The organism is Mediterraneibacter faecis (assembly GCF_055383675.1).
The window spans coordinates 2,040,919-2,064,637 of sequence record NZ_AP043803.1 but is presented as its reverse complement, the minus strand read 5'-3'; the positions used below and the strand labels follow the sequence as shown (position 1 = coordinate 2,064,637).

19 protein-coding genes and 1 riboswitch are annotated in these 23,719 nt (G+C 41.2%); of the genes, 15 read left to right on the top strand and 4 right to left on the bottom strand.

Going from position 1 to position 23,719, the window contains the following annotated elements; translation table 11 throughout:
* The first annotated feature begins 9 nt into the window (after nucleotides 1–9).
* The 7 genes from ACZ47Z_RS09750 to ACZ47Z_RS09720 all read left to right on the top strand — a co-directional run bounded on the left by ACZ47Z_RS09750 (nucleotide 10) and on the right by ACZ47Z_RS09720 (nucleotide 6,340).
* Complete coding sequence (locus ACZ47Z_RS09750; RefSeq protein WP_412309241.1) at nucleotides 10–645, top strand: precorrin-8X methylmutase; 636 nt, start codon at nucleotides 10–12, stop codon at nucleotides 643–645.
* 99 nt (nucleotides 646–744) lie between these two features.
* Nucleotides 745–2,055 carry a bifunctional folylpolyglutamate synthase/dihydrofolate synthase gene (locus ACZ47Z_RS09745; protein WP_242999464.1) on the top strand — a complete coding sequence of 437 codons (1,311 nt, stop codon included), beginning with the start codon at nucleotides 745–747 and terminating at the stop codon, nucleotides 2,053–2,055.
* Nucleotides 2,056–2,076: 21 nt separating this feature from the next.
* Nucleotides 2,077–2,634 (top strand): GTP cyclohydrolase I FolE, encoded by a 558-nt coding sequence (folE, locus tag ACZ47Z_RS09740; RefSeq protein ID WP_015527868.1) that lies wholly within the window; start codon nucleotides 2,077–2,079, stop codon nucleotides 2,632–2,634.
* Nucleotides 2,635–2,680: 46 nt separating this feature from the next.
* Nucleotides 2,681–3,172 (top strand): HD domain-containing protein, encoded by a 492-nt coding sequence (locus ACZ47Z_RS09735; protein ID WP_054753579.1) that lies wholly within the window; start codon nucleotides 2,681–2,683, stop codon nucleotides 3,170–3,172.
* Nucleotides 3,169–3,984: a dihydropteroate synthase gene (gene folP, locus ACZ47Z_RS09730; protein WP_117890101.1), complete on the top strand. Its 816-nt coding sequence runs from the start codon at nucleotides 3,169–3,171 to the stop codon at nucleotides 3,982–3,984. Before ACZ47Z_RS09735 ends, folP begins: the two co-directional genes overlap by 4 nt.
* Nucleotides 3,985–3,991: 7 nt before the next feature.
* On the top strand, nucleotides 3,992–4,828 hold the full coding sequence (gene folK / locus ACZ47Z_RS09725) for a 2-amino-4-hydroxy-6-hydroxymethyldihydropteridine diphosphokinase (RefSeq protein ID WP_270840849.1): 837 nt from the start codon (nucleotides 3,992–3,994) through the stop codon (nucleotides 4,826–4,828).
* Nucleotides 4,829–4,957: 129 nt separating this feature from the next.
* On the top strand, nucleotides 4,958–6,340 hold the full coding sequence (locus ACZ47Z_RS09720; RefSeq protein ID WP_054753557.1) for an NCS2 family permease: 1,383 nt from the start codon (nucleotides 4,958–4,960) through the stop codon (nucleotides 6,338–6,340).
* Nucleotides 6,341–6,462: 122 nt separating this feature from the next.
* On the opposite strand, the gene aroA is transcribed toward ACZ47Z_RS09720, so the two are convergent.
* Complete coding sequence (aroA, locus tag ACZ47Z_RS09715; protein WP_117539375.1) at nucleotides 6,463–7,761, bottom strand: 3-phosphoshikimate 1-carboxyvinyltransferase; 1,299 nt, start codon at nucleotides 7,759–7,761, stop codon at nucleotides 6,463–6,465.
* A 23-nt stretch (nucleotides 7,762–7,784) separates the two neighbouring features.
* The gene (locus ACZ47Z_RS09710) at nucleotides 7,785–8,882 is read right to left on the bottom strand and encodes a prephenate dehydrogenase (protein ID WP_117890097.1); all 1,098 of its coding nucleotides are present in this window, start codon (nucleotides 8,880–8,882) and stop codon (nucleotides 7,785–7,787) included.
* A gap of 296 nt (nucleotides 8,883–9,178) precedes the next feature.
* Here ACZ47Z_RS09710 and ACZ47Z_RS09705 point away from each other — a divergent pair, with 296 nt between their 5' ends.
* From ACZ47Z_RS09705 to ACZ47Z_RS09690, 4 genes are all read left to right on the top strand, one after another.
* Nucleotides 9,179–11,254 carry an elongation factor G gene (locus ACZ47Z_RS09705; protein WP_054753561.1) on the top strand — a complete coding sequence of 692 codons (2,076 nt, stop codon included), beginning with the start codon at nucleotides 9,179–9,181 and terminating at the stop codon, nucleotides 11,252–11,254.
* A 281-nt stretch (nucleotides 11,255–11,535) separates the two neighbouring features.
* Nucleotides 11,536–12,894 (top strand): Trk system potassium transporter TrkA, encoded by a 1,359-nt coding sequence (gene trkA / locus ACZ47Z_RS09700; RefSeq protein WP_464525529.1) that lies wholly within the window; start codon nucleotides 11,536–11,538, stop codon nucleotides 12,892–12,894.
* Nucleotides 12,895–12,904: 10 nt separating this feature from the next.
* On the top strand, nucleotides 12,905–14,350 hold the full coding sequence (locus ACZ47Z_RS09695; RefSeq protein WP_054753563.1) for a TrkH family potassium uptake protein: 1,446 nt from the start codon (nucleotides 12,905–12,907) through the stop codon (nucleotides 14,348–14,350).
* A gap of 210 nt (nucleotides 14,351–14,560) precedes the next feature.
* On the top strand, nucleotides 14,561–16,243 hold the full coding sequence (locus ACZ47Z_RS09690) for a hypothetical protein (RefSeq protein ID WP_055170889.1): 1,683 nt from the start codon (nucleotides 14,561–14,563) through the stop codon (nucleotides 16,241–16,243).
* A gap of 120 nt (nucleotides 16,244–16,363) precedes the next feature.
* Here ACZ47Z_RS09690 and ACZ47Z_RS09685 read toward each other — a convergent pair whose 3' ends face one another.
* Complete coding sequence (locus tag ACZ47Z_RS09685; RefSeq protein ID WP_054753565.1) at nucleotides 16,364–16,783, bottom strand: hypothetical protein; 420 nt, start codon at nucleotides 16,781–16,783, stop codon at nucleotides 16,364–16,366.
* A 278-nt stretch (nucleotides 16,784–17,061) separates the two neighbouring features.
* Here ACZ47Z_RS09685 and ACZ47Z_RS09680 point away from each other — a divergent pair, with 278 nt between their 5' ends.
* The 4 genes from ACZ47Z_RS09680 to nrdD all read left to right on the top strand — a co-directional run bounded on the left by ACZ47Z_RS09680 (nucleotide 17,062) and on the right by nrdD (nucleotide 22,305).
* Entirely contained in the window at nucleotides 17,062–17,673 is a 612-nt protein-coding gene (locus ACZ47Z_RS09680) for a DUF3793 family protein (RefSeq protein ID WP_464525528.1), read from the top strand.
* Nucleotide 17,674: 1 nt separating this feature from the next.
* Nucleotides 17,675–18,100, top strand: coding sequence for a flavodoxin (locus ACZ47Z_RS09675; protein WP_118173981.1), 426 nt, complete (start codon nucleotides 17,675–17,677; stop codon nucleotides 18,098–18,100).
* A 153-nt stretch (nucleotides 18,101–18,253) separates the two neighbouring features.
* Nucleotides 18,254–18,360, top strand: a riboswitch (glycine riboswitch).
* 2 nt (nucleotides 18,361–18,362) lie between these two features.
* A complete protein-coding gene (locus ACZ47Z_RS09670) occupies nucleotides 18,363–19,775 on the top strand; it encodes an alanine/glycine:cation symporter family protein (RefSeq protein ID WP_118173980.1) in 1,413 nt (470 codons plus the stop codon).
* A 370-nt stretch (nucleotides 19,776–20,145) separates the two neighbouring features.
* Nucleotides 20,146–22,305 (top strand): anaerobic ribonucleoside-triphosphate reductase, encoded by a 2,160-nt coding sequence (gene nrdD, locus ACZ47Z_RS09665; protein WP_464525527.1) that lies wholly within the window; start codon nucleotides 20,146–20,148, stop codon nucleotides 22,303–22,305.
* Between the two features lie 434 nt (nucleotides 22,306–22,739).
* Here the strand turns inward: nrdD and ACZ47Z_RS09660 are convergent, their stop codons facing one another.
* Nucleotides 22,740–23,717, bottom strand: coding sequence for an IS3 family transposase (locus tag ACZ47Z_RS09660; protein ID WP_464525479.1), 978 nt, complete (start codon nucleotides 23,715–23,717; stop codon nucleotides 22,740–22,742).
* Nucleotides 23,718–23,719 lie beyond the last annotated feature (2 nt).

The window sequence follows — 23,719 nt, the reverse complement described above, 5'->3', positions numbered from 1 at the left end:
AAATTAGAGATGCTTTCAGAGATAGAACAGGTACTTCCTTCTGAAATAGAGAAGAGAAGTTTTGAGATTATAACAGAAGAATTAAAAGAGATGGGAAAGATTCTCTGTCCGGAGACAGAACTGATCGTGAAACGCTGTATTCACACAAGCGCTGATTTTGAGTATGCGGACAGTCTTGTTTTTACAGAAGGTGTTGTGGAGAAAGCAAAGGATGCTATCCGCAGAGGTGTGCCGATTATTACAGATACACAGATGGGAAAAGCAGGAATTAATAAGAAACGTCTGGCAGAGTATGACAGTGAAGTGCTTTGTTTTATGTCGGATGAAGATGTGGCAGAGATGGCGAAAAAGAATGGCACAACAAGAGCGGTGGCAAGTATGGATAAGGCAGCTGCACTGGGAAGAGAGGCTATCTTTGCAGTTGGAAATGCACCGACAGCTTTAGTACGGCTTTATGAGTTGATCAAAGAAGGAAAGATTAATCCGGAATTAATCATTGCAGTTCCGGTAGGGTTTGTAAATGTCGTGCAGTCAAAGGAACTGATCTTAAGTCTGGAAGATACACCGTCGATCGTGGCACGGGGAAGAAAAGGTGGAAGCAATATTGCCGCATGTATTTGCAATGCTTTATTATATCAGATGTAAAACAGATGCAAAAAAACTTTGTTAGAACTTGTTAGAAAGATAGAATAGTGGTATTATAAGACTGTTTGATTAGAAAAAAGAATAGAGAGGGAACAAAACGTGACCTATAAAGAAGCAAGGGTATATTTGGACGAGATGTCGAAATACGGAAGTGTACTTGGCTTAGATACGATTCGAGGTCTGTTGCGTGAGCTTGGGAATCCACAGGATGACTTAAAGTTTATACACATTGCAGGAACGAATGGCAAGGGATCTGTGCTTGCATACACTTCAACAATATTAAGTGAGGCAGGATACAGAACCGGGCGCTATGTCTCACCGACAGTAATCTCTTATCTGGAGCGGATTCAGATTGACGGAACATGGATTCCGGAAGATGAATTTGCAGAATTGACAGAGAATGTAAAAGAAGCTATTGCCCGGATGGAGGCGGCCGGAGAGGAATCTCCGACAGTCTTTGAAGCAGAAACGGCAATAGCTTTTCTGTATTTTAAGAAGAAAAAATGTGATCTGGTCGTACTGGAGTCCGGTCTGGGAGGAATTCTGGATGCGACGAACATCATCGGAGCACCGGTGTGTGCAGCATTTGCAACGATCAGTGTGGATCATCTTGGTGTGATCGGAGATTCGTTGGAAGAGATTGCGCAGAACAAGGCTGGAATCATTAAGCCTGGATGTGCAGTAGTATCTGCGAAGCAGAAAGAAAATGTCCGGGAGATTCTGAAAAAAACTGCAGAAGAAAAAGGATGTCCTTTCACAGAAGCGCAGCCTGAACAGATGATGATTTTTGAAGATTCCTACCACGGAATTACATTTTCTTATAAAGAATATGAAAAGATGCATAGTCCGCTTGCAGGCCAGTGCCAGAGAGAGAATCTTGCAACAGCGCTCGAAGTTATCCGCTGTCTGAACAGATTGGGGTATCGAATTACAGAAGCGCAGGTGCGAGAGGGGCTTTCAAAGACGAGATGGACAGGACGATTTACCTGCCTGTCAGAGTCCCCGTTATTTTTCGTAGACGGAGCGCATAATGAAGACGCAGCATTAAAGCTGAAAGTGACGGTAGAACGTTATTTTTCGGATTATAAGAAAATCTTTATCATGGGAGTCTTTAAAGATAAAGAATATGAGAAAATCACATCTATTCTTTGCCCGTTGGCAGAAAGTATATATACTGTTAGTCTTCCAAATAAGGAGAGGACGCTTCCGGCAGAAAAGCTGGCAGAAGTAGTGAAGAAACATTGTCAGAAAGTGAAAGCTGAACAGACCATCCGAACAGCTGTTGAGGATGCAAGTAAAGAGGCAATGACCCAAGGCAAGGATATTGCGCAGAAAACTGTGATTCTTGCATGCGGATCCCTGTCTTATCTTGGGGAGGTTCAGCGGATCGTGTTGAATAACCGGCAGTGAGATATAGGAGAGAAATATAAAATGATAGATCATGAAAAAGTAGAACAGGCAGTCCGTCTTTTGTTGGAAGGAATCGGTGAAGATGTGAACCGCGAAGGTCTTATAGATACACCTGACAGGATCGCCAGAATGTATGAAGAGATATATGGTGGAATGGAAGAAGATGCGGGAGTTCATCTTATGAAGACATTTACGGTAGAAAGCAGTGAGATGGTGATAGAGAAAGATATTACATTCTATTCAACCTGTGAGCATCATTTACTGCCTTTTTATGGAAAAGCCCATATTGCCTATATTCCGGATGGTAAGGTGGTAGGACTGAGTAAGCTGGCGCGTACGGTAGAAGTATTTGCAAGAAGACTTCAGCTCCAGGAGCAGCTGACAGGACAGATTGCAGACGCATTGATGGAGTATATGCAGCCGAAGGGAGCTCTCGTTATGGTGGAAGCAGAGCATATGTGTATGACAATGCGCGGAATCAAGAAACCGGGAAGTCAGACAGTTACATTGGCACGGAGAGGTGTGTTTGAGACAGACCCGACATTAGAAGAAAGATTCTTCCGTATGCTTGGAAGATAAAGAATACGTAAAGGAAAAGAAGTGAACAGACTTGAAACAGGAAAATATGTATCGGTTAAATGAAGTGGTCCATCACTGGATCTATCAGGATTATTATGGAAGAATCAAGCGGTTAGAGAAGGAGCGTATCTTTTGCTGTCATCAGATGACACATCTTCTGGATGTAGCAAGGATCGCATATATTAAAAATCTGGAAGAGAACCTTGGGTTTGAGAAAGATGTGATCTATACGGCAGCAGTACTTCATGACATTGGAAAATCATTTCAATATAAATGGACAATTCCGCATGAAGTAGCTGGAGAAAAGATTGCAAAAGAGATTTTAACAACATTACCTGAAGATGCACAGTTTACAGAAGAGGAACAGCAGCAGATTCTTTTGGCTATCCGTGGTCATCGCAGAAAACATGAGGGAATGGAACCGATTGAGGAATTGTTTTATGATAGTGATAAACGCTCGCGTATGTGCCATTCCTGTCCGGCACAGAAACAGTGTAACTGGACGGAAGAAGAGAAGAATATGGAGATAGAGATATGAGAATTGGCGGAAAAGAATTTGACCTGAAAAAAAATACCTATATCATGGGAATTCTGAATGTAACACCGGATTCCTTTTCTGACGGAGGAAGATACGACGGACTGGATCGTGCGATCGAACATGCGAAGCAGATGATTCAGGAAGGCGTGGACATCATTGATGTCGGTGGAGAATCAACTCGTCCGGGACATGTACAGATTACAGAAGAGGAAGAAATTGCTCGTGTTGTTCCGGTTATCAAGAAACTGAAAGAAGAGTTTGATATTCCGGTATCGATCGATACTTATAAAAGTGCAGTTGCAGCAGCGGCAATCGAGGCGGGCGCAGATCTTGTAAATGATATCTGGGGATTGAAATATGATCCGGAGATGGCAGGATTGATCGCAAGAACAGGAGTAGCCTGCTGTCTGATGCACAATCGTGACAATACAGAATATCAGGAGTTCCTTACAGATTTTATGGAGGATATGAGAGAATGTGTGGAGCTTGCAAAGAATGCAGGAATTGCGGATGATAAGATCATTCTTGATCCAGGCGTTGGATTTGGCAAGACATACGAGATGAATCTTGAAATTATTGATAAACTTGAAATTATGAAAGAACTTGGATATCCGGTACTTCTTGGAACTTCAAGAAAATCAGTGATTGGTCTGACACTGGATCTTCCGGTAGAAGAACGTGAAGAGGGAACGATGGTTACAACAGTTTACGGAGTGCAGAAGGGTTGTGCATTTGTCCGTGTTCATGATGTGGAGAAAAATAAGAGAGCAATCCGTATGACAAGAGCATTAATGAGAGAACATGAGGTATAGAGGACAGATGCAGAAGAAGTTCGATGAAATCAGAATTGAAGATCTGGAAGTGTTTGCAAATCATGGGGTGTTTCCGGAGGAAAATACGTTAGGACAGAAGTTTGTTGTCTCAGCAGTGCTTTTTACAGATACCAGGATGGCGGGAAAAACAGATGATCTGACAGCGTCCATCCACTACGGAGAAGTTAGTGCATTTATTACTGAATTTTTACAGAAAAATACCTATCAGTTATTAGAACGTGCAGCGGAAGAACTGGCTGAAGCGTTGCTTCTTGAGTGGGACAGAATAGAAAAAATATCTATAGAGATCAAGAAACCATGGGCGCCTGTAAGACTTCCGTTGAAAACAGTCAGCGTGAAGATAGAGCGTGGATGGCACACAGCATACATTGCGTTAGGATCTAACATTGGGGACAGTAAGATGTATCTGGATAATGCAGTAAAGGCATTGAATGAACTTCCGACAAGTAAAGTTGAGGTCGTATCTGAATATCTTGTGACACCTCCCTACGGAGTGACGGATCAGCCGGATTTCCTGAACGGCTGTCTGAAACTTCGCACGCTACTTTATCCATATGAGCTTTTAGCTGAATTGAACAGAATTGAGAAAGAAGCAGGAAGAGAGCGAATCATTCACTGGGGTCCGAGAACATTAGATCTGGATATTATTTTTTATGACGATCTTGTTCTTGAAGAGGCGGATTTGTGTATTCCGCATGTAGAGATGCACAAGAGAAAATTCGTGCTGGAGCCGTTGGGAGAGATCGCTCCGTATAAGCGTCATCCGATCAATGGAAAAAGAGTTTGTGAGATGCTTGCTGAATTGAATGAAAAAGAGAATTAATCGAATTATTAAAAAGGCTTATTACCAGTTATGATAAAAGGTGATAAGCCTTTTTGATGTAAAGTGTGAAGAAATATGTTACAATATCCGAGGTTATGAAAAGGAACCAGAGGGAAAGGAGAGGGCGAAATGTTAGAAAAAATGTTTAAGCTTTCAGAAAACAAAACAGATGTAAAAACAGAAATTCTTGCCGGAATTACGACATTCATGACTATGGCGTATATCCTGGCGGTGAATCCGAGTATCCTGTCAGCAGCAGGAATGGATTCAGGTGCAGTATTTACTGCAACAGCATTAGCTGCATTTATAGGAACACTTCTCATGGCTGCACTTGCGAATTATCCATTTGCACTGGCACCGGGAATGGGACTGAATGCATACTTTGCCTATACAGTTGTTATCGGTATGGGATACAGTTGGGAATATGCATTGACTGCAGTATTTGCAGAAGGTATTATCTTTATCCTTCTGTCTGTAACAAATGTACGTGAGGCAATCTTTAATGCAATTCCGAAGAATCTGAAATCTGCAGTTAGTGTAGGAATCGGATTATTTATCGCATTTGTAGGTCTCCAGAATGCACATATCGTTATGGGTGGTGCTACATTAGTTGAATTGTTCTCTTTAGATGGATATAATCAGCTGAATGGTGTGAGTGCAACAATGAACGATATCGGAATCACAGTTATTCTTGCGCTTGTTGGAATTTTGATCACTGGAATTCTTGTAATCAAGAATGTGAAAGGAAATATTCTTTGGGGTATTTTGATCACATGGGCAATCGGTATTGTTTGTCAGTTCGCAGGAATTTATGTTCCGAATGCAGAAGTTGGATGCTTCAGCCTGCTTCCGGATTTCAGTCACGGATTATCTATTCCAAGTATTACACCGATTTTCTGTAAACTTCAGTTTAAGGGAATCTTTACTTTGGACTTTGTTGTAATCCTTTGTGCGTTCTTATTTGTCGATCTGTTTGATACGATCGGAACACTTGTAGGAGTTTCTTCAAAGGCAGGAATGCTTGACGAAGAAGGAAAACTTCCAAAGATCAAAGGAGCGCTTCTTGCAGATGCACTTGCAACAACAGCGGGAGCTGTTCTTGGAACATCAACAACTACAACATTCGTAGAGAGTGCTTCAGGAGTATCTGAGGGAGGAAGAACAGGTCTTACAGCAGTGACAACAGCAATCTTGTTTGGTCTTGCATTGTTCCTGTCACCAATTTTCCTTGCAATTCCGGCATTTGCTACAGCACCGGCACTGATCATTGTAGGACTTTACATGCTGACGAATATTACAAACATTGATTTCAATGATTTGTCAGAAGCAATTCCTTGCTATGTATGTATCATTGCAATGCCATTCTTCTATAGTATTTCAGAAGGAATCTCAATGGGAATCATCACATATGTGGTTCTGAATCTGTTAACAGGAAAAGCAAAAGAGAAGAAACTAAGTCTTCTGATGTATATTTTAGCAATTCTGTTTGTTTTGAAATATGCATTCCTGTAAATGGGATTGAATGACGTCAGAAAGATATCAAAATAAAAATAGAAAAAATCAAGAGCTGGACAGAAGTATATTGAAAACTTCTGTTCAGCTCTTTGTGGTTGAAAAATGTCTGAGCAACTCTTTTAGAGCAGTTGCTCAAAGGTGTCATAAAATGTTGGGTAAGACACATCTACGCATTTACTGTCAAGAATCTTTGTAGTACCTTCTGCAACAAGTGCAGCAATACTGAATGCCATTGCAATTCTGTGGTCTAACAAAGTATGAATAGAAGCACCATGAAGAGGTCTTCCGCCATTGATGATCATTCCGTCTTCAGTAGGTGTTACATCACAGCCCATTGCTTTCAGATTATCTGTTACAGTCTCAATACGATCTGTTTCCTTGACTTTCAGTTCAGCAGCATCTTTGATTACGGTTGTTCCTTCTGCTACAGCTGCCATGACCGCAATAACCGGAATCTCATCGATCAAAGTTGGGATGATGTCCCCTTCGATTGTAGTTCCATGCAGTCTACTTGTGCGGACAAGAACATCTGCAATTCTTTCCCCACCTTCTGTACGTTCGTTAAGGAGGGTGATATCACCACCCATATCTTCACATACTCTCAAGATTCCTGCACGTGTCGGGTTGATTCCTACATTTTCTACAAGAATTTCAGAATCAGGGACGATCAGTCCGGCAGCAATGAAATAAGCAGCGGAAGAGATGTCTCCCGGAACTGTGATTTTCTGTCCGTAAAGTTCTTCACAAGGACGGATGATAGCGGTTGCTTTGGAAGAACCAATCTCAAAAGTAGAGCGGATATTTGCACCGAATTCTTTCAGCATTAATTCTGTATGGTTTCTGGAAAGACTCGGTTCTGTGACAGAGGTCTCTCCATCTGCGTAAAGACCGGCGAGCAGCAGACAAGATTTTACCTGCGCACTGGCAACCGGCGAATCATAATGGATTCCATGAAGCTGCGCAGGGGTAATATAAAGCGGGGCACATCCATTGCGGAGAATACTGGAAATATGTGCGCCCATCTGTGTCAATGGTTCAATGATTCTTTTCATTGGGCGGGAGTTCAGTGATTCATCTCCGGACAATTTAGAGTCAAACGGCTGTCCGGCGAGAATACCGGAAATCAGTCTCGTTGTTGTTCCGCTGTTTTCCACATCAAGGATCTTCTCCGGAGCACTCAGTCCATGCAATCCCTTTCCGTGTACGATAACGGAAGAATAATCGCTCTCAACTTCAATCTCAATACCAAGCTCTCTGAAACAACGGATAGTCGCGAGACAGTCGGCACCAGAGAGAAAGTTGTGGATCTGCGTCGTTCCGTTTGCAATTGAGCCGAACATAATGCAGCGGTGGGAGATGGATTTGTCTCCCGGTATTGTAACTTTTCCTTTTAATCCTGTAATATTACATAATTCCATAATCTTATTCCTCATTTCTGCTATCAGACTTCATAAATGACATAGCGGTATTTCTGCAAAAGTACAGAAGCTCTGTTTGCAGAATCTTCATCATAAAATTCAATACGAAGAACTCCTTCCTCGAATTCACGGTTGTGGATGATTCCGATATTCTTGATACTGATATTATTACTTGCAAGAATTGTGGCAATCGTAGCAATTCCACCTGTTTCATCGATGATATCACAATAAAGTGCAAACTGCTTTTTGATCGGTCCTGCAGATCCGTTCGGCATGGAGTTCCTGTAATCTTTGGAATTCTCAAACAGAGCGTACAGGGCAGGTTCATTTCCTTCATCCACAAGATTCTTTGCATGTGAAAGAGCTTCAATATATTCACCTAAGATCTGGGAGATGTTCTCACTGTTTTTCAGACAGATCTGCTGCCACATGACCGGGGAGGAAGAAGCAATTCTCGTAATATCTTTAAATCCCCCTGCGGCCAACGCTTTCATCATCCCTTCCTTCGAATCCGTATCATGTACAAAATTCACAAGTGTGGATGCAATAATATGCGGCAGGTGGCTGATCGTTCCGGTAATATGATCGTGCTCGTGGTAATCCAGAATAACAGGAAGAGCTTTTAGAGATGAAACAAAGTCTTTGTAAGCATCCACTTTTTCTTCCGCTACTTTAGCAGAAGGAGTCAGGATATAGTATGCATTTTCAATCAAATGAGCTTTGGAATTCATAAATCCGCTCTTCTCAGAACCAGCCATCGGATGTCCGCCAATGAAATTTGCTTCCATATCCAGACGAATTACCTCTTCGTGGATGGAAGTCTTCACGCTTCCGACATCTGTGAGAATACAGTTTTCATCCAGGAGATCTTTCAGCTGGGAAAGATAGGCAGCATTGTAAGTGACCGGTGCACAGAGGAAAATGTAGTTACATCCCCTGAAATTGTCATCAATGGATGAACAGGAAGTATGAATCGTGCCTTCCTGGATTGCCAGTGCAAGGGATTCTTTATTTTTATCGAATGCGATGATGTCGTAATCCGGATAATACTGGCGGATTGCCTTTGCAATAGAGCCGCCGATAAGTCCAAGTCCGATAAATCCAATTTTTTTAGCATTCATAGTTGTAAAATCCTTTCTGTTGTTGTGCAAAACATATCTTACTGTTCAGAAATCTTAAATCAGTAAGAAACATATATTCGTATTTTAACACTTTGCTCTGTAAAAGTAAATTATTATTCACAAATGCCTCTGCTTCTAATCTTTGACCAGATAACTTTGTGGATAAAAGTTAAAATTGTATAAAATGTAAAAAATAGTTGTAATTAATCAGAATATTTAGTACAATATACCCATGGTATGTATATCGACGACAAAAAACGATGTGCATAATAGCTACATAACAAGGAGGCAGCAGTATGAAGGTTTACAGAACAGATGAAATCAGAAATGTGGTATTACTTGGTCATGGTGGAAGCGGAAAGACAAGTCTTGCAGAGGCGATGCTCTACGTATCAGGTGCAACGAATCGTATGGGAAAGATTTCCGAATCCAATACGGTGAGCGATTTTGATAAAGAGGAGCAGAAACGTGGATTTTCAATCAGCACAAGTCTGGTACCGATCGAGTGGGAGAAAGCGAAGATCAATATTCTTGACACACCGGGATATTTTGATTTTGTCGGAGAAGTAGAAGAGGCAGTCAGTGCAGCAGATGCAGCGGTTATCGTAGTATCTGGTAAGGCAGGAGTACAGGTTGGAACGGAAAAAGCATGGGAGCTTTGTGACAAATATAATCTGCCGAGAATGATCTATGTGACAGAGATGGATGTGGATGATGCAAGTTTCCGTCAGGTAGTAGCAGATCTGACAGAGAGATATGGAAAGAAAATCGCACCACATTTCCAGCCGATCCGTGAGAACGAGAAACTTGTAGGATACATTAATATTATTAAGAATGCCGGAAGAAGATATACAGGCATTGGACAGAGAGAAGAGTGCGAGATTCCGGATTACTGTATGCCGAACCTTGAGATTTTGAGAGATTCTCTTATGGAAGCTGTAGCAGAGACAAGTGAAGAGTTTATGGAGCGCTATTTTAATGGTGAGGAATTCTCTGTAGAAGAGATCCGTGCAGCCATGAGAACAGAAGTAATGGATGGAGATATCGTACCGGTTGCGATGGGATCCAATGTCCAGGCACAGGGAGTAGCCAACCTGCTTTCAGATATTGTTCGTTTCTTCCCGAGTCCGGATAAGAGAACCTGTGCAGGAATCAACCGCAGAACAAACGAGATCTTTGAAGCGAATTATGATTTCGCAAAAGCAAAATCAGCGTATGTATTTAAGACAATGGTGGATCCATTTATTGGAAAATACTCTTTTGTAAAGGTATGCTCCGGAGTACTTAAAGGAGATGATGTACTTTATAATGCAGACACAGACGCAGAAGAGAAACCAGGTAAACTTTATACCATGTGCGGAAGTAAGCCGAGCGAAGTGACAGAGCTTTTTGCAGGCGATATCGGAGCAATAGGTAAACTGACAAATACAAGAACAGGAGATACTCTTTCTGTAAAGGGAACACCGGTATCTTATGCAAAGACAGATTATTCTGTACCATATACATATATGAAGTATCGCGTAAAGAATAAAGGCGATGAAGATAAGGTATCACAGGCTCTTGCAAGAATGACAGCAGAAGATGTTACATTGAAAGCTGTGAATGACAGTGAGAACAGACAGTCTCTTCTTTATGGAATGGGTGAGCAGCACCTTGAGATCGTAGCAAGTAAACTGGCGGCAAGATATAAAGTAGAGATCACACTGGAGACACCAAAAGTTGCATTCCGTGAGACGATCCGTAAGAATTCTGACGTTGATTCCAAGTATAAGAAACAGAGCGGCGGACATGGACAGTACGGACATGTTAAGATGAAATTCGAACCATCAGGAGATCTCGAAACTCCATTTGTATTCGAAGAATGTGTTGTTGGAGGAGCAGTTCCGAAGAACTATTTCCCGGCAGTAGAGAAAGGTCTGCAGGAATCTGTAGTGAAAGGACCTCTTGCCGGATATCCGGTAGTTGGTGTGAAAGCTACTTTATACGACGGATCCTATCATCCGGTAGACTCTTCGGAGATGGCATTTAAGACAGCTACGATCCAGGCATTCAAGAAAGGATTTCTGGAAGCATCTCCGGTACTTCTTGAACCAATCGCATCCCTGAAAGTTACAGTTCCGGATGATTACACAGGAGATATCATGGGAGACCTGAACAAACGCAGAGGACGTGTGCTTGGCATGACACCGGTAGCCGGAGGAAAGCAGGTTATTGAAGCAGATATTCCAATGACAGGACTGTTTGGCTATTGCACAACACTTCGCTCCATGACAGGTGGAAGAGGATCTTACGAATATACATTTGCAAGATATGAGCAGGCTCCATCTGATGTACAGGAGAAAGAAATTGCTGCAAGAGCAGAAGAAGCATAATTAAAGATTCAGGCAATATAAAGAGTGTGTTATCCGGCTGATAAAAAGGAGTGGATAGCACGCTCTTATTGCTTGTTTTAGAAAAAACGGTAACATTGTATTTTACAAAAAAATCACAAGTTTGCGAATATGGTTGTACTTTCAAAACAAAGGTGCTATAATTCATCTACCTGTCTGCATTAGACAGGTATGTTGTTGTTTATGAAATCCTGTGAACAGTGACATAAAGTGACTGTGTAGAGCAGTTATAAGATTATTATAATAATATGAGGGATAAGAAAATGAGGATTATTATTATCGGTGACGGAAAGGTTGGTTACAAGCTTGCCAAGCAACTTTCCGCCGAGAAATATGACATTATAATGATTGACAGTAATGAAAATAAGTTGAGATTTGCTATGGATCGTCTGGATATTGCCTGCGTGACGGGAGATGGCGCAGACGCAGAAGTACTTAAACAGGCAGATGTGGCGCATGCCGATCTGGTGATTGCCTGTACATCAGCAGATGAATGCAATATGTTAAGCTGTCTGATCGCCAGAAAATTAGGTGCAAAACATACGATTGCCCGTGTGCGTAATCCGATTTATTATCGTCAGATCGGACTTCTGAAAGAAGATCTGCATCTTAGCATGGCTGTAAACCCGGAACTTATCGTGGCAGATGAGATTAGCAGACTTCTGCTCTTCCCGGATGCGAGTCAGGTGGAGACTTTTGTGAAGGGACGTGTAGAATTAATTGAATTACCGGTTGCGGAGGGAAGCAGCCTGGCAGGGTTAAGCCTTGCGGAAATGTATAACCGGTTCCAGATCCGTCTGCTTGTCTGTGCAGTGGAACACGGAGAAGAAGTTTGCATTCCAGATGGAGAATACAGGATGCGTGCAGGAGACCGTCTGCATATTGCAGCATCTCATAAAGATTTAGAGGCATTTTTTAAAGCAAATGGAAAGCGTAAGGACAAAATCAAAAAAGTCATTATTTGTGGAGCCGGAAGAGTTGGTTACTATCTTGCACTTCAGCTTAGCACACTTGGTATGCAGATAAAGATCATAGAACAGAATCGCCAGAGATGTGAAGAACTCTGCGAATTACTTCCAAAAGCAACGATCATTAATGGAGATGCAACAGATCACGATCTTCTTGTAGAAGAAGGGATTGATGAAGCGGATGCATTTGTTGCCCTGACAGGGATGGATGAAGAGAACATTATACTTTCTCTTTTTGCAAAGAGTCAGAATGTGGACAAAATTGTTACGAAAGTCAATGAAGACAGACGTGCACGTATGGTAGAAGACTTTGGAATTGATAGTATTGTTTCTGTTAAAACAGCAACAGCAGACGCAATCATGAGTTATGTCAGAGCGCGTAAAAACTCTCAGGGAAGTGCGAATGTTGAGACAATGTATCAATTGGTTGATGACAAAGTTGAAGCACTGGAATTTATTGTTAAGGCTGAGACAAATTATACAGGAATTCCATTGAAGAATCTCTCATTGAAACCGAATAATCTGATTGCATGTATTGCAAGAAAACGCCAGATCATTCTTCCGAGCGGAGATGATTGTATTCAGGTAGGAGATAATGTAATCATTATCACGATGGAAAAACAGATTGAAGATATTAAAGATATTTTAATGTAGGTGCAGCGCGATGAATAAGAAGATGATAGTATATATTTTGGGGAAAATGATGGGAGTCGAAGGATTACTTCTGCTGATCCCAGCGTTGGTTTCCCTGATATATCATGAAAAAAGCGTAATTTCTTTTCTGATTGTAGCAGCAATCCTGCTCGTAATTTATATGGTGTTCGGAAGGAAGCTTCCGGCTTCAAAGCAGATTTACGGAAAAGAAGGTTTTGTTATTGTTGGGCTTGCATGGATTTTATGGTCCGCATTCGGAGCGCTTCCGTTTGTGATTTCGGGAAGTATTCCATATTATATTGATGCACTTTTTGAGACAATTTCCGGTTTCACTACAACCGGGTCTACAATTCTGGTAGATATCGAGGCTCTGCCAATGGGAATTTCCTTCTGGCGAAGCTTTACACACTGGATCGGTGGTATGGGAGTACTTGTATTTGTTATGATGCTCACATCTCTGGATGATGAGAATGCAATGCCGCTCATGCGTGCGGAAGTACCGGGACCGGAGGCGGATAAGCTTGTACCAAAGGCAAGACATACGGCACGGATTTTGTATGGAATGTACTTTGTACTGACAGCAGCAGAAGTGGTTTTCCTGCTCTTTGGCGGAATGAACCTGTATGATGCACTTTTACATGCATTCAGTACTGCCGGAACGGGAGGATTTTCTAATAGAGCTGCAAGCGTCAGCTTCTACGACAGTGCATATATTGATGGTGTGATCACAGTATTTATGATTTTGTTTGGAATTAACTTTAACTTGTACTTTTTCATATTGCTCAAAGACTGGAAATCCATTCTGAAAAATGAAGAGCTGTGGGCATATCTTGGAATAGTAGGTGTGTCAATCGCTATAATCACAGGAAATATCCTCAAGATTTATGGAACGGTTGCACATGCATTCCGTTATGCATCTTTCCAGGTCGGTTCGATCATTACGACAACCGGATTTGCAACCGCAGATTATGACCAGTGGCCGGAACTCTCGAAATCAATATTATTGGCACTTATGTTTGTGGGAGCCTGTGCAGGATCCACCGGAGGAGGTATTAAAGTAAGCCGTTTATTGATCATCGTGAAATCAATCCGCAGAGAAGTACGTAAGATGTTACATCCAAATGCAGTTACGATCATTAAAGTCAATGGTAAAAAAATCGGACAGGATACATTGAAGAATGTAAATCTCTATCTGACGTGTTACATTATGATTCTGATCGTATCAATTTTACTCGTTTCTATTGATAATTTTGATTTTGCGACAACATTTAGTGGCGTACTTACTACGATGAGCAATGTAGGACCAGGTATTTCAAAGGTTGGTCCGGTGATGAATTTTCACCCATTCTCAGCATTATCCAAGCTGGTATTCTGCTTTGATATGCTAATCGGAAGATTAGAGATCTTCCCATACCTGCTTCTTCTTTCTCCGGAACTCTGGAGAAGAAGATTCTAGACGATTTTTTGTTAATCATGTGCGGGAAAATTGGAATGAAACAGATTTTTTCGCACATTTTATTTTTATATATTAGGAAAGCTTCCCTAATATATAAAAACGCTCCGCTAGGTGTCGCAAGCGACCGCCACAGACGCAAGAATGTGCCTTGGCACATTCTTTGTTCTATGGTAAAATGAAAGAACCTTGTTGAAGAAAGGAAGAGGTGAGATGAACAAATTTAAAATGAAAGTGACAGCTGTCATAGGAGTGATTCTGTTGATTGGAATCTATTACTATGTGACACTCCCGGCGATCAATATTCATGCATCAGAATTCTGGATGTATCTTGTGGTGTTGGTCATTCTGGCAGCTGTGGTATTTATCAGAAAGAAAAATTTAAACCGTTACGACTGGAAAGAGTCAAAGGGATTAAAGGTGATCCTTGGAATCCTTGCGGTGCTTGTGATCGCATATGTGGCAGGATCAGTTTTGTCTTCTCCAATTGTGAATGCGAAGAAGTATCAGGAACTTTTGACGGTGAAGAATGGAGAATTTACGAAAGATATCGAAGAATTATCTTTTGATCAGATTCCATTGCTGGATAAGGATTCAGCAGAGCTTCTCGGTGACAGGAAGATGGGAAGTATGGTAGATATGGTATCCCAGTTCGAGGTAGATGAACTGTATTCCCAGATCAACTATCAGGATCAGCCGGTGAGAGTTTCTCCTTTGAAATATGCCAGCGTGATCAAATGGTTTACGAACATGAGAGAAGGAATCCCGGCCTATATCAAGATTGATATGGCAACACAGAATACGGAACTCGTAAAACTGAGTGAAGGGATGAAGTACACGACAAGTGATCATTTTAACAGAAATATTTACCGTCATCTGAGATTTAACTATCCGACCTATATTTTTAATGATCTGAGTTTTGAAATTGATGAAGACGGGGTTCCGTACTGGATCTGCCCGGTGAAGAAATACAATATCGGATTATTCGGTGGAACAACAATCGGAAGAGTTGTACTTTGCAATGCAATCACAGGAGAAACGAAGGATTATGCAGTTGAGGATGTCCCACAGTGGGTTGACAGAGTATATTCCGCAGATCTGTTAGTTGAGCTTTATAATTATCACGGAACATTGAAACATGGTTTCTTTAATAGTGTATTGGGGCAGAAAGACTGCCTGAATACAACTGACGGATACAATTATCTTGCAATCGATGACGATGTATGGGTATACACAGGTGTTACCTCGATTACCGGAGACCAGTCGAATGTAGGGTTTGTTCTGATGAATCAGAGAACAATGGAGACAAAGTTCTATGAGATTGAAGGAGCAACAGAGAGTTCAGCGATGTCTTCCGCAGAAGGGCAGGTACAGAATCTGCACTATACGGCAACATTCCCACTGCTTTTAAATATTTCCGGTGAACCGACCTATTTCATTGCATTGAAGGATGATGCCGGTCTGGTGAAGAAGTATGCGATGGTAAATGTGCAGAAATATCAGATTGTTGCAATTGGAGATACGGTCAGTGAATGCGAGGAGTCTTACACTAATCTGATGTATAAGAATGGGATCAAGACAGAAGCTGAGGATACAAGATCCGTAGAGACACTGACAGCTAAGATCACAAAGATCGCCCAGGGCGTTATAGACGGTGATTCTCATTATTATATCATGCTTGAAGGTTCGGATGAGATCTTTGATGTATCTGTTGTAGATTTTATTGATATTATCCGGTTTAATGTCGGAGATGAAGTCACAGTTGAGTATAAGAAGGGGGAGCAGGTGGATACAGTTCTTTCCCTGAATGGAAAAGCGAGTGAACAGATCAGCACAAAAGCTGCGAAAGAAGAGCAGGCAGAAGATACGGCAGGGGATTCTGCACAGACAGAATAAGAGAAAGAAGCGAAAAAAAGAAGTACAACCGGAGAACGGAAGTACTTCTTTTTTGATTCCTGAAAACATTTAATTCAGACCCAGAAGGGCGAATCCTGTGTTACACTACGCTGTAAATGCTTACAGAACTGTGCATCCAAGTGTGTCAACATCTGCAATCGCAGCTTTATCTGCGCTGACGCTGAGGTAGAAGTCAATCTTGGCATCTTCGGAAATCTTATTTAATTTCTCGATAAATGTCGGAAGACTTTCTAATGTGATATTAGCCTGCTTTAAGATACTGTCAATGAAAACAGCCTCGATATCGTGATTGCCAGCAGCCATACCATAGAGGAAACCTACGAATTCTTCTAAGGTAAGGATGTCAGGATAATCAGCCATCTTGATGACACGGATATTGAAATCTACAGAATAAGTGTCTTTGCTGCTCCTTTTAATAAATACGACATTACCGGAAGAAGTCTTAACCTTCTCGTTTGCAAGATCGATCATCTGCTGTGTTTTTCCGCTGCCTCTTGGGCCTGTGATTAAATTTACCATGGCGAATCTCTCCTTTATGTAAGTGTGTATAATGTTTGAGATTTTCTCACCTCTCAAATATTTATAAATTTATTATACACTAAAGATATGTGAGTAACAACTAAAAAAGTGTTAAAATTTGAAAAAGTTTTATGCGGAATTACCATAAGAAATGAGTGGTAAGATGCCACCATGGTAATGAGAAAAGTTCTCAAAAACTGTATTGAAAATCATTTTCATTTATGTTAACATAATGATTGAATGAAAACCATTCTCAAAATAAAGCTAAGGAGAACGATATGCCGACGGAAGTATTATCCTACTATCTAAAAAATAAAGACCGGAAGGTAAGGCTTGGGTTTCAGGTTATATTACAGTGTGCGCCTTTTCTGAAAGGGCTTAAAGTATCAGGCCTGATTTCAATGGAAAATGAATCATATTCTGAATTGGAAGAAATGTTTTCCGGGATGGAGATCAATTTTTATAAATTATCCTGCTCAGAGGGGAAATGCCTTGTCCTTTTCTATCGCCCCAAAGAGCTGGAAGAATATATGAACCAGCCAAAACTCCGCGAACTGATCGGACAATACGGATATAAGGAAAGCAATATCGAGGAAATGCTGGCACATCTGTCAGAACGTATCTGCGAGTGTACTGCACAAGGAATTGGATTCCCACATGAGATTGGAGCTTTTCTCGGATATCCGACGGCAGATGTGCAGAGCTTTATTGAAAAAGATGGCAAAGATTTTATTATGACAGGATACTGGAAAGTATATAGTAATCCTGAAAAAGCGAGAATGATTTTTCATGAATATGACCGAGCAAAAGATTGCGCGGTAAATGAGTATCTGGATGGGAAAAACATCCGTGAAATCGCATTGAATCAAAGAAAGTGGAGGAATTTATAAAATGAGTATATCAGTTGTATATTGGAGTGGAACCGGTAATACACAGGCAATGGCAGAGGCGGTTGTCGAAGGAATCAAAGCGGCAGGTCAGGAAGCAGAACTTCTGGAAGTAGGAAATGCAGATGCAAAAACAGTGGCGGCGGTAGATGCGTTAGCGCTTGGATGCCCGGCGATGGGGGCCGAGGTGCTCGAAGAATCTGAGATGGAGCCATTTGTAGAAGAATTGGAATCTCTTGTTTCAGGAAAGAAGATTCTTTTGTTTGGTTCTTATGGATGGGGAGACGGAGAATGGATGAGAGATTGGGCAGATCGCATGAAAAATGCCGGAGCTCAGTTGATCCGTGAAGAAGGAATCATTGCAAATGATGCCCCAGAAGATGATGTGCTGGAAGAGCTGAAGGCAGCAGGAAAAGAGTTGGCAGAGTAAACAATAGTATCTTATTAATGAATATTAGTAATCTTAATTGAAAAAACTGCCGGAAATATATTGCATTTCTTATAACATAGTGCTATTCTTACTTCTATCGTGTTAAAGCACGAAAGAGAAAAATTTGTTGTCATTTACATCTGACGTAAATGACAACAATACTCAGGAGAGTCTCTTTAAAAAGAGCGCCGAAGGTGTAAGCGGTCATGGATGCAGTTACATGCCGCGAGTCTCTCAGGCAAAAGGATGGAGGAATAAAGAAATGTTTGCACAAATCGACAAAATTATCACTGCAATCGACAATGCTGTGTGGGGGCTTCCGTTAATCTGCCTCATCATGGCAACAGGTATCTTTCTAACAGCCAGACTTGGTCTTGTACAGATCAGGCATCTTGGCAAAGCTTTCAAATTCATGTTTAAAGATGAAGAAGACGGTAGCGGAGAAGTGACCAGCTTTGGAGCACTTTGTACAGCTCTGTCAGCAACAATCGGAACCGGTAATATCACAGGTGTTGCAACAGCAATCGCACTTGGTGGTCCGGGAGCGTTGTTCTGGATGGTTATTGCGGCATTCTTTGGAATGGCGACAAAATACGCAGAAGGTCTTCTGGCAATCAAATATCGTACAATTGATAAAGATGGGCATGTACTTGGTGGACCATTCTATTATATTGAAAACGGAATGGGTAAGAAGTGGACATGGCTTGCGAAGATTTTCGCATTCTTCGGAGCCGGAGTTGGTCTCTTTGGAATCGGTACATTTACACAGGTGAATAGTATCGCATCTGCGGTTAAGAACTTCTTTGATCCGGATATGGCACATACAGTTTCACTGTTTGGTGGAAATTATTCATGGGCGACTGTAGTTGCAGGATTATTCCTGACAGTGTGTGTAGGTCTTGTTGTTCTTGGAGGAATCCAGAGAATTGCAAAAGTATCTGAGATTATCGTACCATTTATGGCGGTTCTTTATGTAGGACTTGCAGTAATCATCATTATTACAAATATCACAGCTGTTCCGGCAGCACTGGCTTCTATCGTGAAATCTGCATTTACAGGAAGTGCGCTTGCGGGAGGAGCTGTTGGATCCATGTTTGTAGCAATGCAGAAAGGTGTTGCAAGAGGAATCTTCTCGAACGAGTCCGGACTTGGTAGTGCACCGATCGCAGCAGCTGCTGCAAGAACAAAAGATCCGGTTCGTCAGGGCCTTGTATCTATGACAGGAACATTTATTGATACAATTGTAATCTGTACAATGACAGGACTTTCTATCGTGATCGCCGGTTCCTGGCTGAACCCGGAACTTGAAGGTGTGGCAATCACAATGGATGCTTTCCAGAAAGGACTTCCATTCCCACCGTTTGTAGCGACGTTCTCCCTGATGCTGTGTCTTGTATTCTTTGCATTCACAACAATTCTCGGATGGAACTATTACGGCGAGAGATGTGTGGAATACCTGTTTAACAGAAATAAGGCTGTTGTAATGGGATATCGTATCCTGTATATCCTTGCAGTATTCATTGGACCATATATGACAGTAAAAGCAGTATGGAATATCGCGGATATCTTCAATGCACTGATGGCATTCCCGAACTTGATTGCACTTCTTGCATTGAACGGAGTGATCGTCAAAGAGACAAGAGATTTCCATGCAAAACATAACGGATCTTATTAGAAAAAGAATTGACCGAATTGTCTGTGAATTCGAAAAATAAATAGAATTATTACCTGAAATAAAACGAAAGAAAAGGCAGCCAAAGCCCTTGAATAAGGACTGTTTGGCTGCCTTTTCCACAGGTGTGAAAGGAGAATGAGTAGACAGATAATTCATAGGCAGTTTTGATTTTGTATAACAGATAGAGAAAAGATTATCAGTTAAATGAAAAACTCAAAAAATGTAGCAGATGTTCTGAAAATACATGATACTGTGTTTTAGGGATTGCATTATACTATATTTTGTATTAGAATAAGTATCAGACAGCACGATAGAAACGAATAAAACACAAGATATCGTGCGAGAATAAGAAAAGTGAGGAGACTGATCAATGAAAATTATCAAGCGAAATGGGTCGGAAGAGATATTTGATATACAGAAAATCGTGGTTGCTGTGACGAAAGCGGATAAGGATAATGGGGAGCGTACGCTGACAGACAGCCAGATTGAAGATATCGCAGAATATGTGGAATTTAAGTGTAACAAGTTGAATCGTGCAGTATCCGTAGAAGAGATCCAGGATATGGTAGAGAATCAGATTATGGCTACCGGAGCTTTTGAACTTGCACGTAAGTATGTAAGATATCGTTATAAGAGATCCCTCGTACGTAAGGCGAATACAACAGACAATCGTATTCTGTCACTGATTGAGTACAACAACGAGGATGTAAAGCAGGAGAACTCGAACAAGAACCCGGCAGTCAATAGCGTACAGAGAGATTATATGGCAGGAGAGGTCAGCCGTGACCTGACAACAAGAATGCTTCTCCCACATGATATTGTGGAGGCAGACAGAGAAGGAATCATTCACTTCCATGATTCTGACTATTATGCACAGCATATGCACAATTGTGATCTTGTAAATCTTGAGGACATGCTTCAGAACGGAACTGTGATCAGCGGTACAATGATTGAAAAACCACACAGCTTCTCTACAGCATGTAATATCGCAACGCAGATCATTGCTCAGGTTGCAAGTAACCAGTATGGTGGACAGAGTATCTCACTTACTCATCTAGCACCGTTTGTAGATGTTTCCAGAGAGAAGATCCGTAAGGAAGTGATCACTGAGCAGGAGCTGGTCGGAATGGAATATCCGGAAGATGTGCTCAATGAGATCGTAGAGAGAAGACTGAAGAAAGAGATCACAAAGGGTGTCCAGACAATCGAATATCAGGTGATCACACTGATGACAACTAACGGACAGGCACCGTTCCTTACAGTTTTCATGTATCTGAATGAAGCAAAGAACGAGAGAGAGAAGAAAGACCTGGCGATGATTATCGAAGAGACACTTCGTCAGCGTTATCAGGGAGTTAAGAATGAAGCCGGAGTATGGGTGACACCGGCATTCCCGAAACTGATTTATGTTCTGGAAGAAGATAATATCGAAGAAGGAAGCGAATATTATTATCTGACAGAACTTGCTGCAAAGTGTACTGCAAAGCGTCTTGTTCCGGATTATATTTCCGAGAAAAAGATGAAAGAGCTTAAAGAAGGAAATTGTTTCCCGGTTATGGGATGCAGAAGCTGCTTAAGCCCATGGAAAGACGAGAACGGAAACTACAAGTTCTACGGACGTTTCAATCAGGGAGTTGTTACGATCAACCTTGTTGATGTTGCACTTTCTTCCGGTGGAGATATGGATAAGTTCTGGAAGATCTTTGATGACAGACTGGAACTTTGCTATCGCGCATTGATGTGCAGACACAACCGTCTGAAAGGAACACTGTCTGACGCAGCACCGATTCTGTGGCAGTTCGGAGCACTTGCCCGCCTGAAGAAGGGAGAACCGATTGATAAACTTCTCTATGGAGGATATTCAACGATTTCTCTTGGATATGCAGGACTTTACGAGTGTGTGAAATATATGACAGGAAAATCCCATACAGATCCGGATGCTACACCATTTGCACTGGATGTTATGAAGCACATGAACGATGCATGTAACCAGTGGAAAGAGGAGACGAACGTTGCTTTCAGTATCTATGGTTCACCGATTGAAAGTACAACCTATAAGTTCGCAAAATGTCTGCAGAAGAGATTTGGCATTGTTCCTGGAATTACAGATAAGAGTTATATTACAAACAGCTATCATGTATTTGTCGGAGAAGAGATTGATGCTTTCTCAAAACTGAAGTTTGAATCTCAGTTCCAGGCACTTTCTTCCGGTGGAGCCATCAGCTATGTAGAAGTTCCGGACATGAAAGACAACATTGCAGCCGTACTTCAGGTCATCCGTTTCATTTATGACAACATTATGTATGCGGAGCTGAATACAAAGAGTGATTACTGTCAGGAATGTGGATATGACGGAGAGATCCAGATTATAACAGATGAGGAAGGAAAGCTCGTATGGGAGTGTCCACATTGCGGAAACCGCAACCAGGATACACTGAATGTTGCAAGACGTACCTGCGGATATATCGGAACACAGTTTTGGAATCAGGGAAGAACGCAGGAGATCAAGGAGAGAGTTCTGCATCTGTAGAATCACAATTGTATTTGTAACAGGAATTGTTTTCAAAAGTAAAAATGGAGCTTGACGACTAATCGTCAGGCTCTTTTTACATGTTGCTAGAGAGTATGAAATAAATGTCCTTAACAAAAGCAAAGTGTGGTTTAATGTATTTTGTTTTTCTACGTTCAAAAATCTTGTGTCTGTTTGTTTATAACATGATGATACGGATGTAAAGTTTCAGCAAGTAGTGCCATCCCTAGAGTTTGGACTTTTTTAAAGCCCAAACTCTTTTAATAATTTCTTCTGATATTCCCTGTCAGCAGCTGCCTTGAGAATCTCATCAGTTCTGTTTAGTTCGGACAATTTCAAAATCAGCTGATTAATCCTGTTTAAAGTGTACCCCTTGTCAAGGACAAATTAAGAAGAAGGGATTTTTATTTTCCGGCCAGTAGATGGCTATATCATTACCTTTCTTTACCTTCTTCATCTTTTATATCTGTTAAAGGGACTCGCCCTTTTATCGGATATATACCTGTTATTATATACTGGTAGTATTCATTGGGGGATAGTCTGGCCAACCTCCATTGATATCTGTCATTATTATAATAATCCATCCAGTCATCTATAACGTTTTGTATTTCTTTATATGTTGTACATTTTCGTATTCTTTCTCCTATATGATCTTTCATACGTCCAAAGAAGCTTTCCTGCGGTGCATTATCCCAGCAGTTACCTTTCCTGGACATGGACTGTCTCAGCCCTTTATCCTTTACCAATTGAATAAAGCTACAGCTTGTATAATGGCATCCCTGATCACTATGTATGATAGTATCTGTTGCAAGAGAAATTCCGTGTTTTTCAACCATCCGATTCACTGTTTCAAGTACAAAATCAACATCCAATGATTCACTCAACACATAGGATAATATCTGCTTCGTAAAAGCATCTATGATCGTTGACAAATAGCAGAAACGCCCATCATATGGAATATACGTAATATCCGTAAGCAGTGTCTTTCTTGCTCCATATTTCTCAAATTCCCGCTTTACAAGATTCTCTGCAACATTATTTGTCTTTATTGCTTTTGCTATCCGTCTGTAAGGATTTGCTTTTCGTATACTGCATATAAGTCCATACTTTTTCATTAATCGTCTTATTTTCTTGACGTTCATGATTACAGGTGGTTCCATATGCAGCAATCTCATATATATTCCCTGGGCTCCTTTATCATATCCCCTGAAGCTATAAGCCATTAAGATCAGTTCGAAATCAGCTCTGTCCTGCCTTTCCTTTTCATTCCGTTTATCTGCTGCTTTTACCCAATTATAATAACCAGATCTCGAAACGCCAGCGATTTCACAAAGCATTTTTACCGACAATGTATTATTGGCTTTACCAAGGGTTTCATGGATGATTGCAAATTTATTTTCTGCTGTTTCCATGA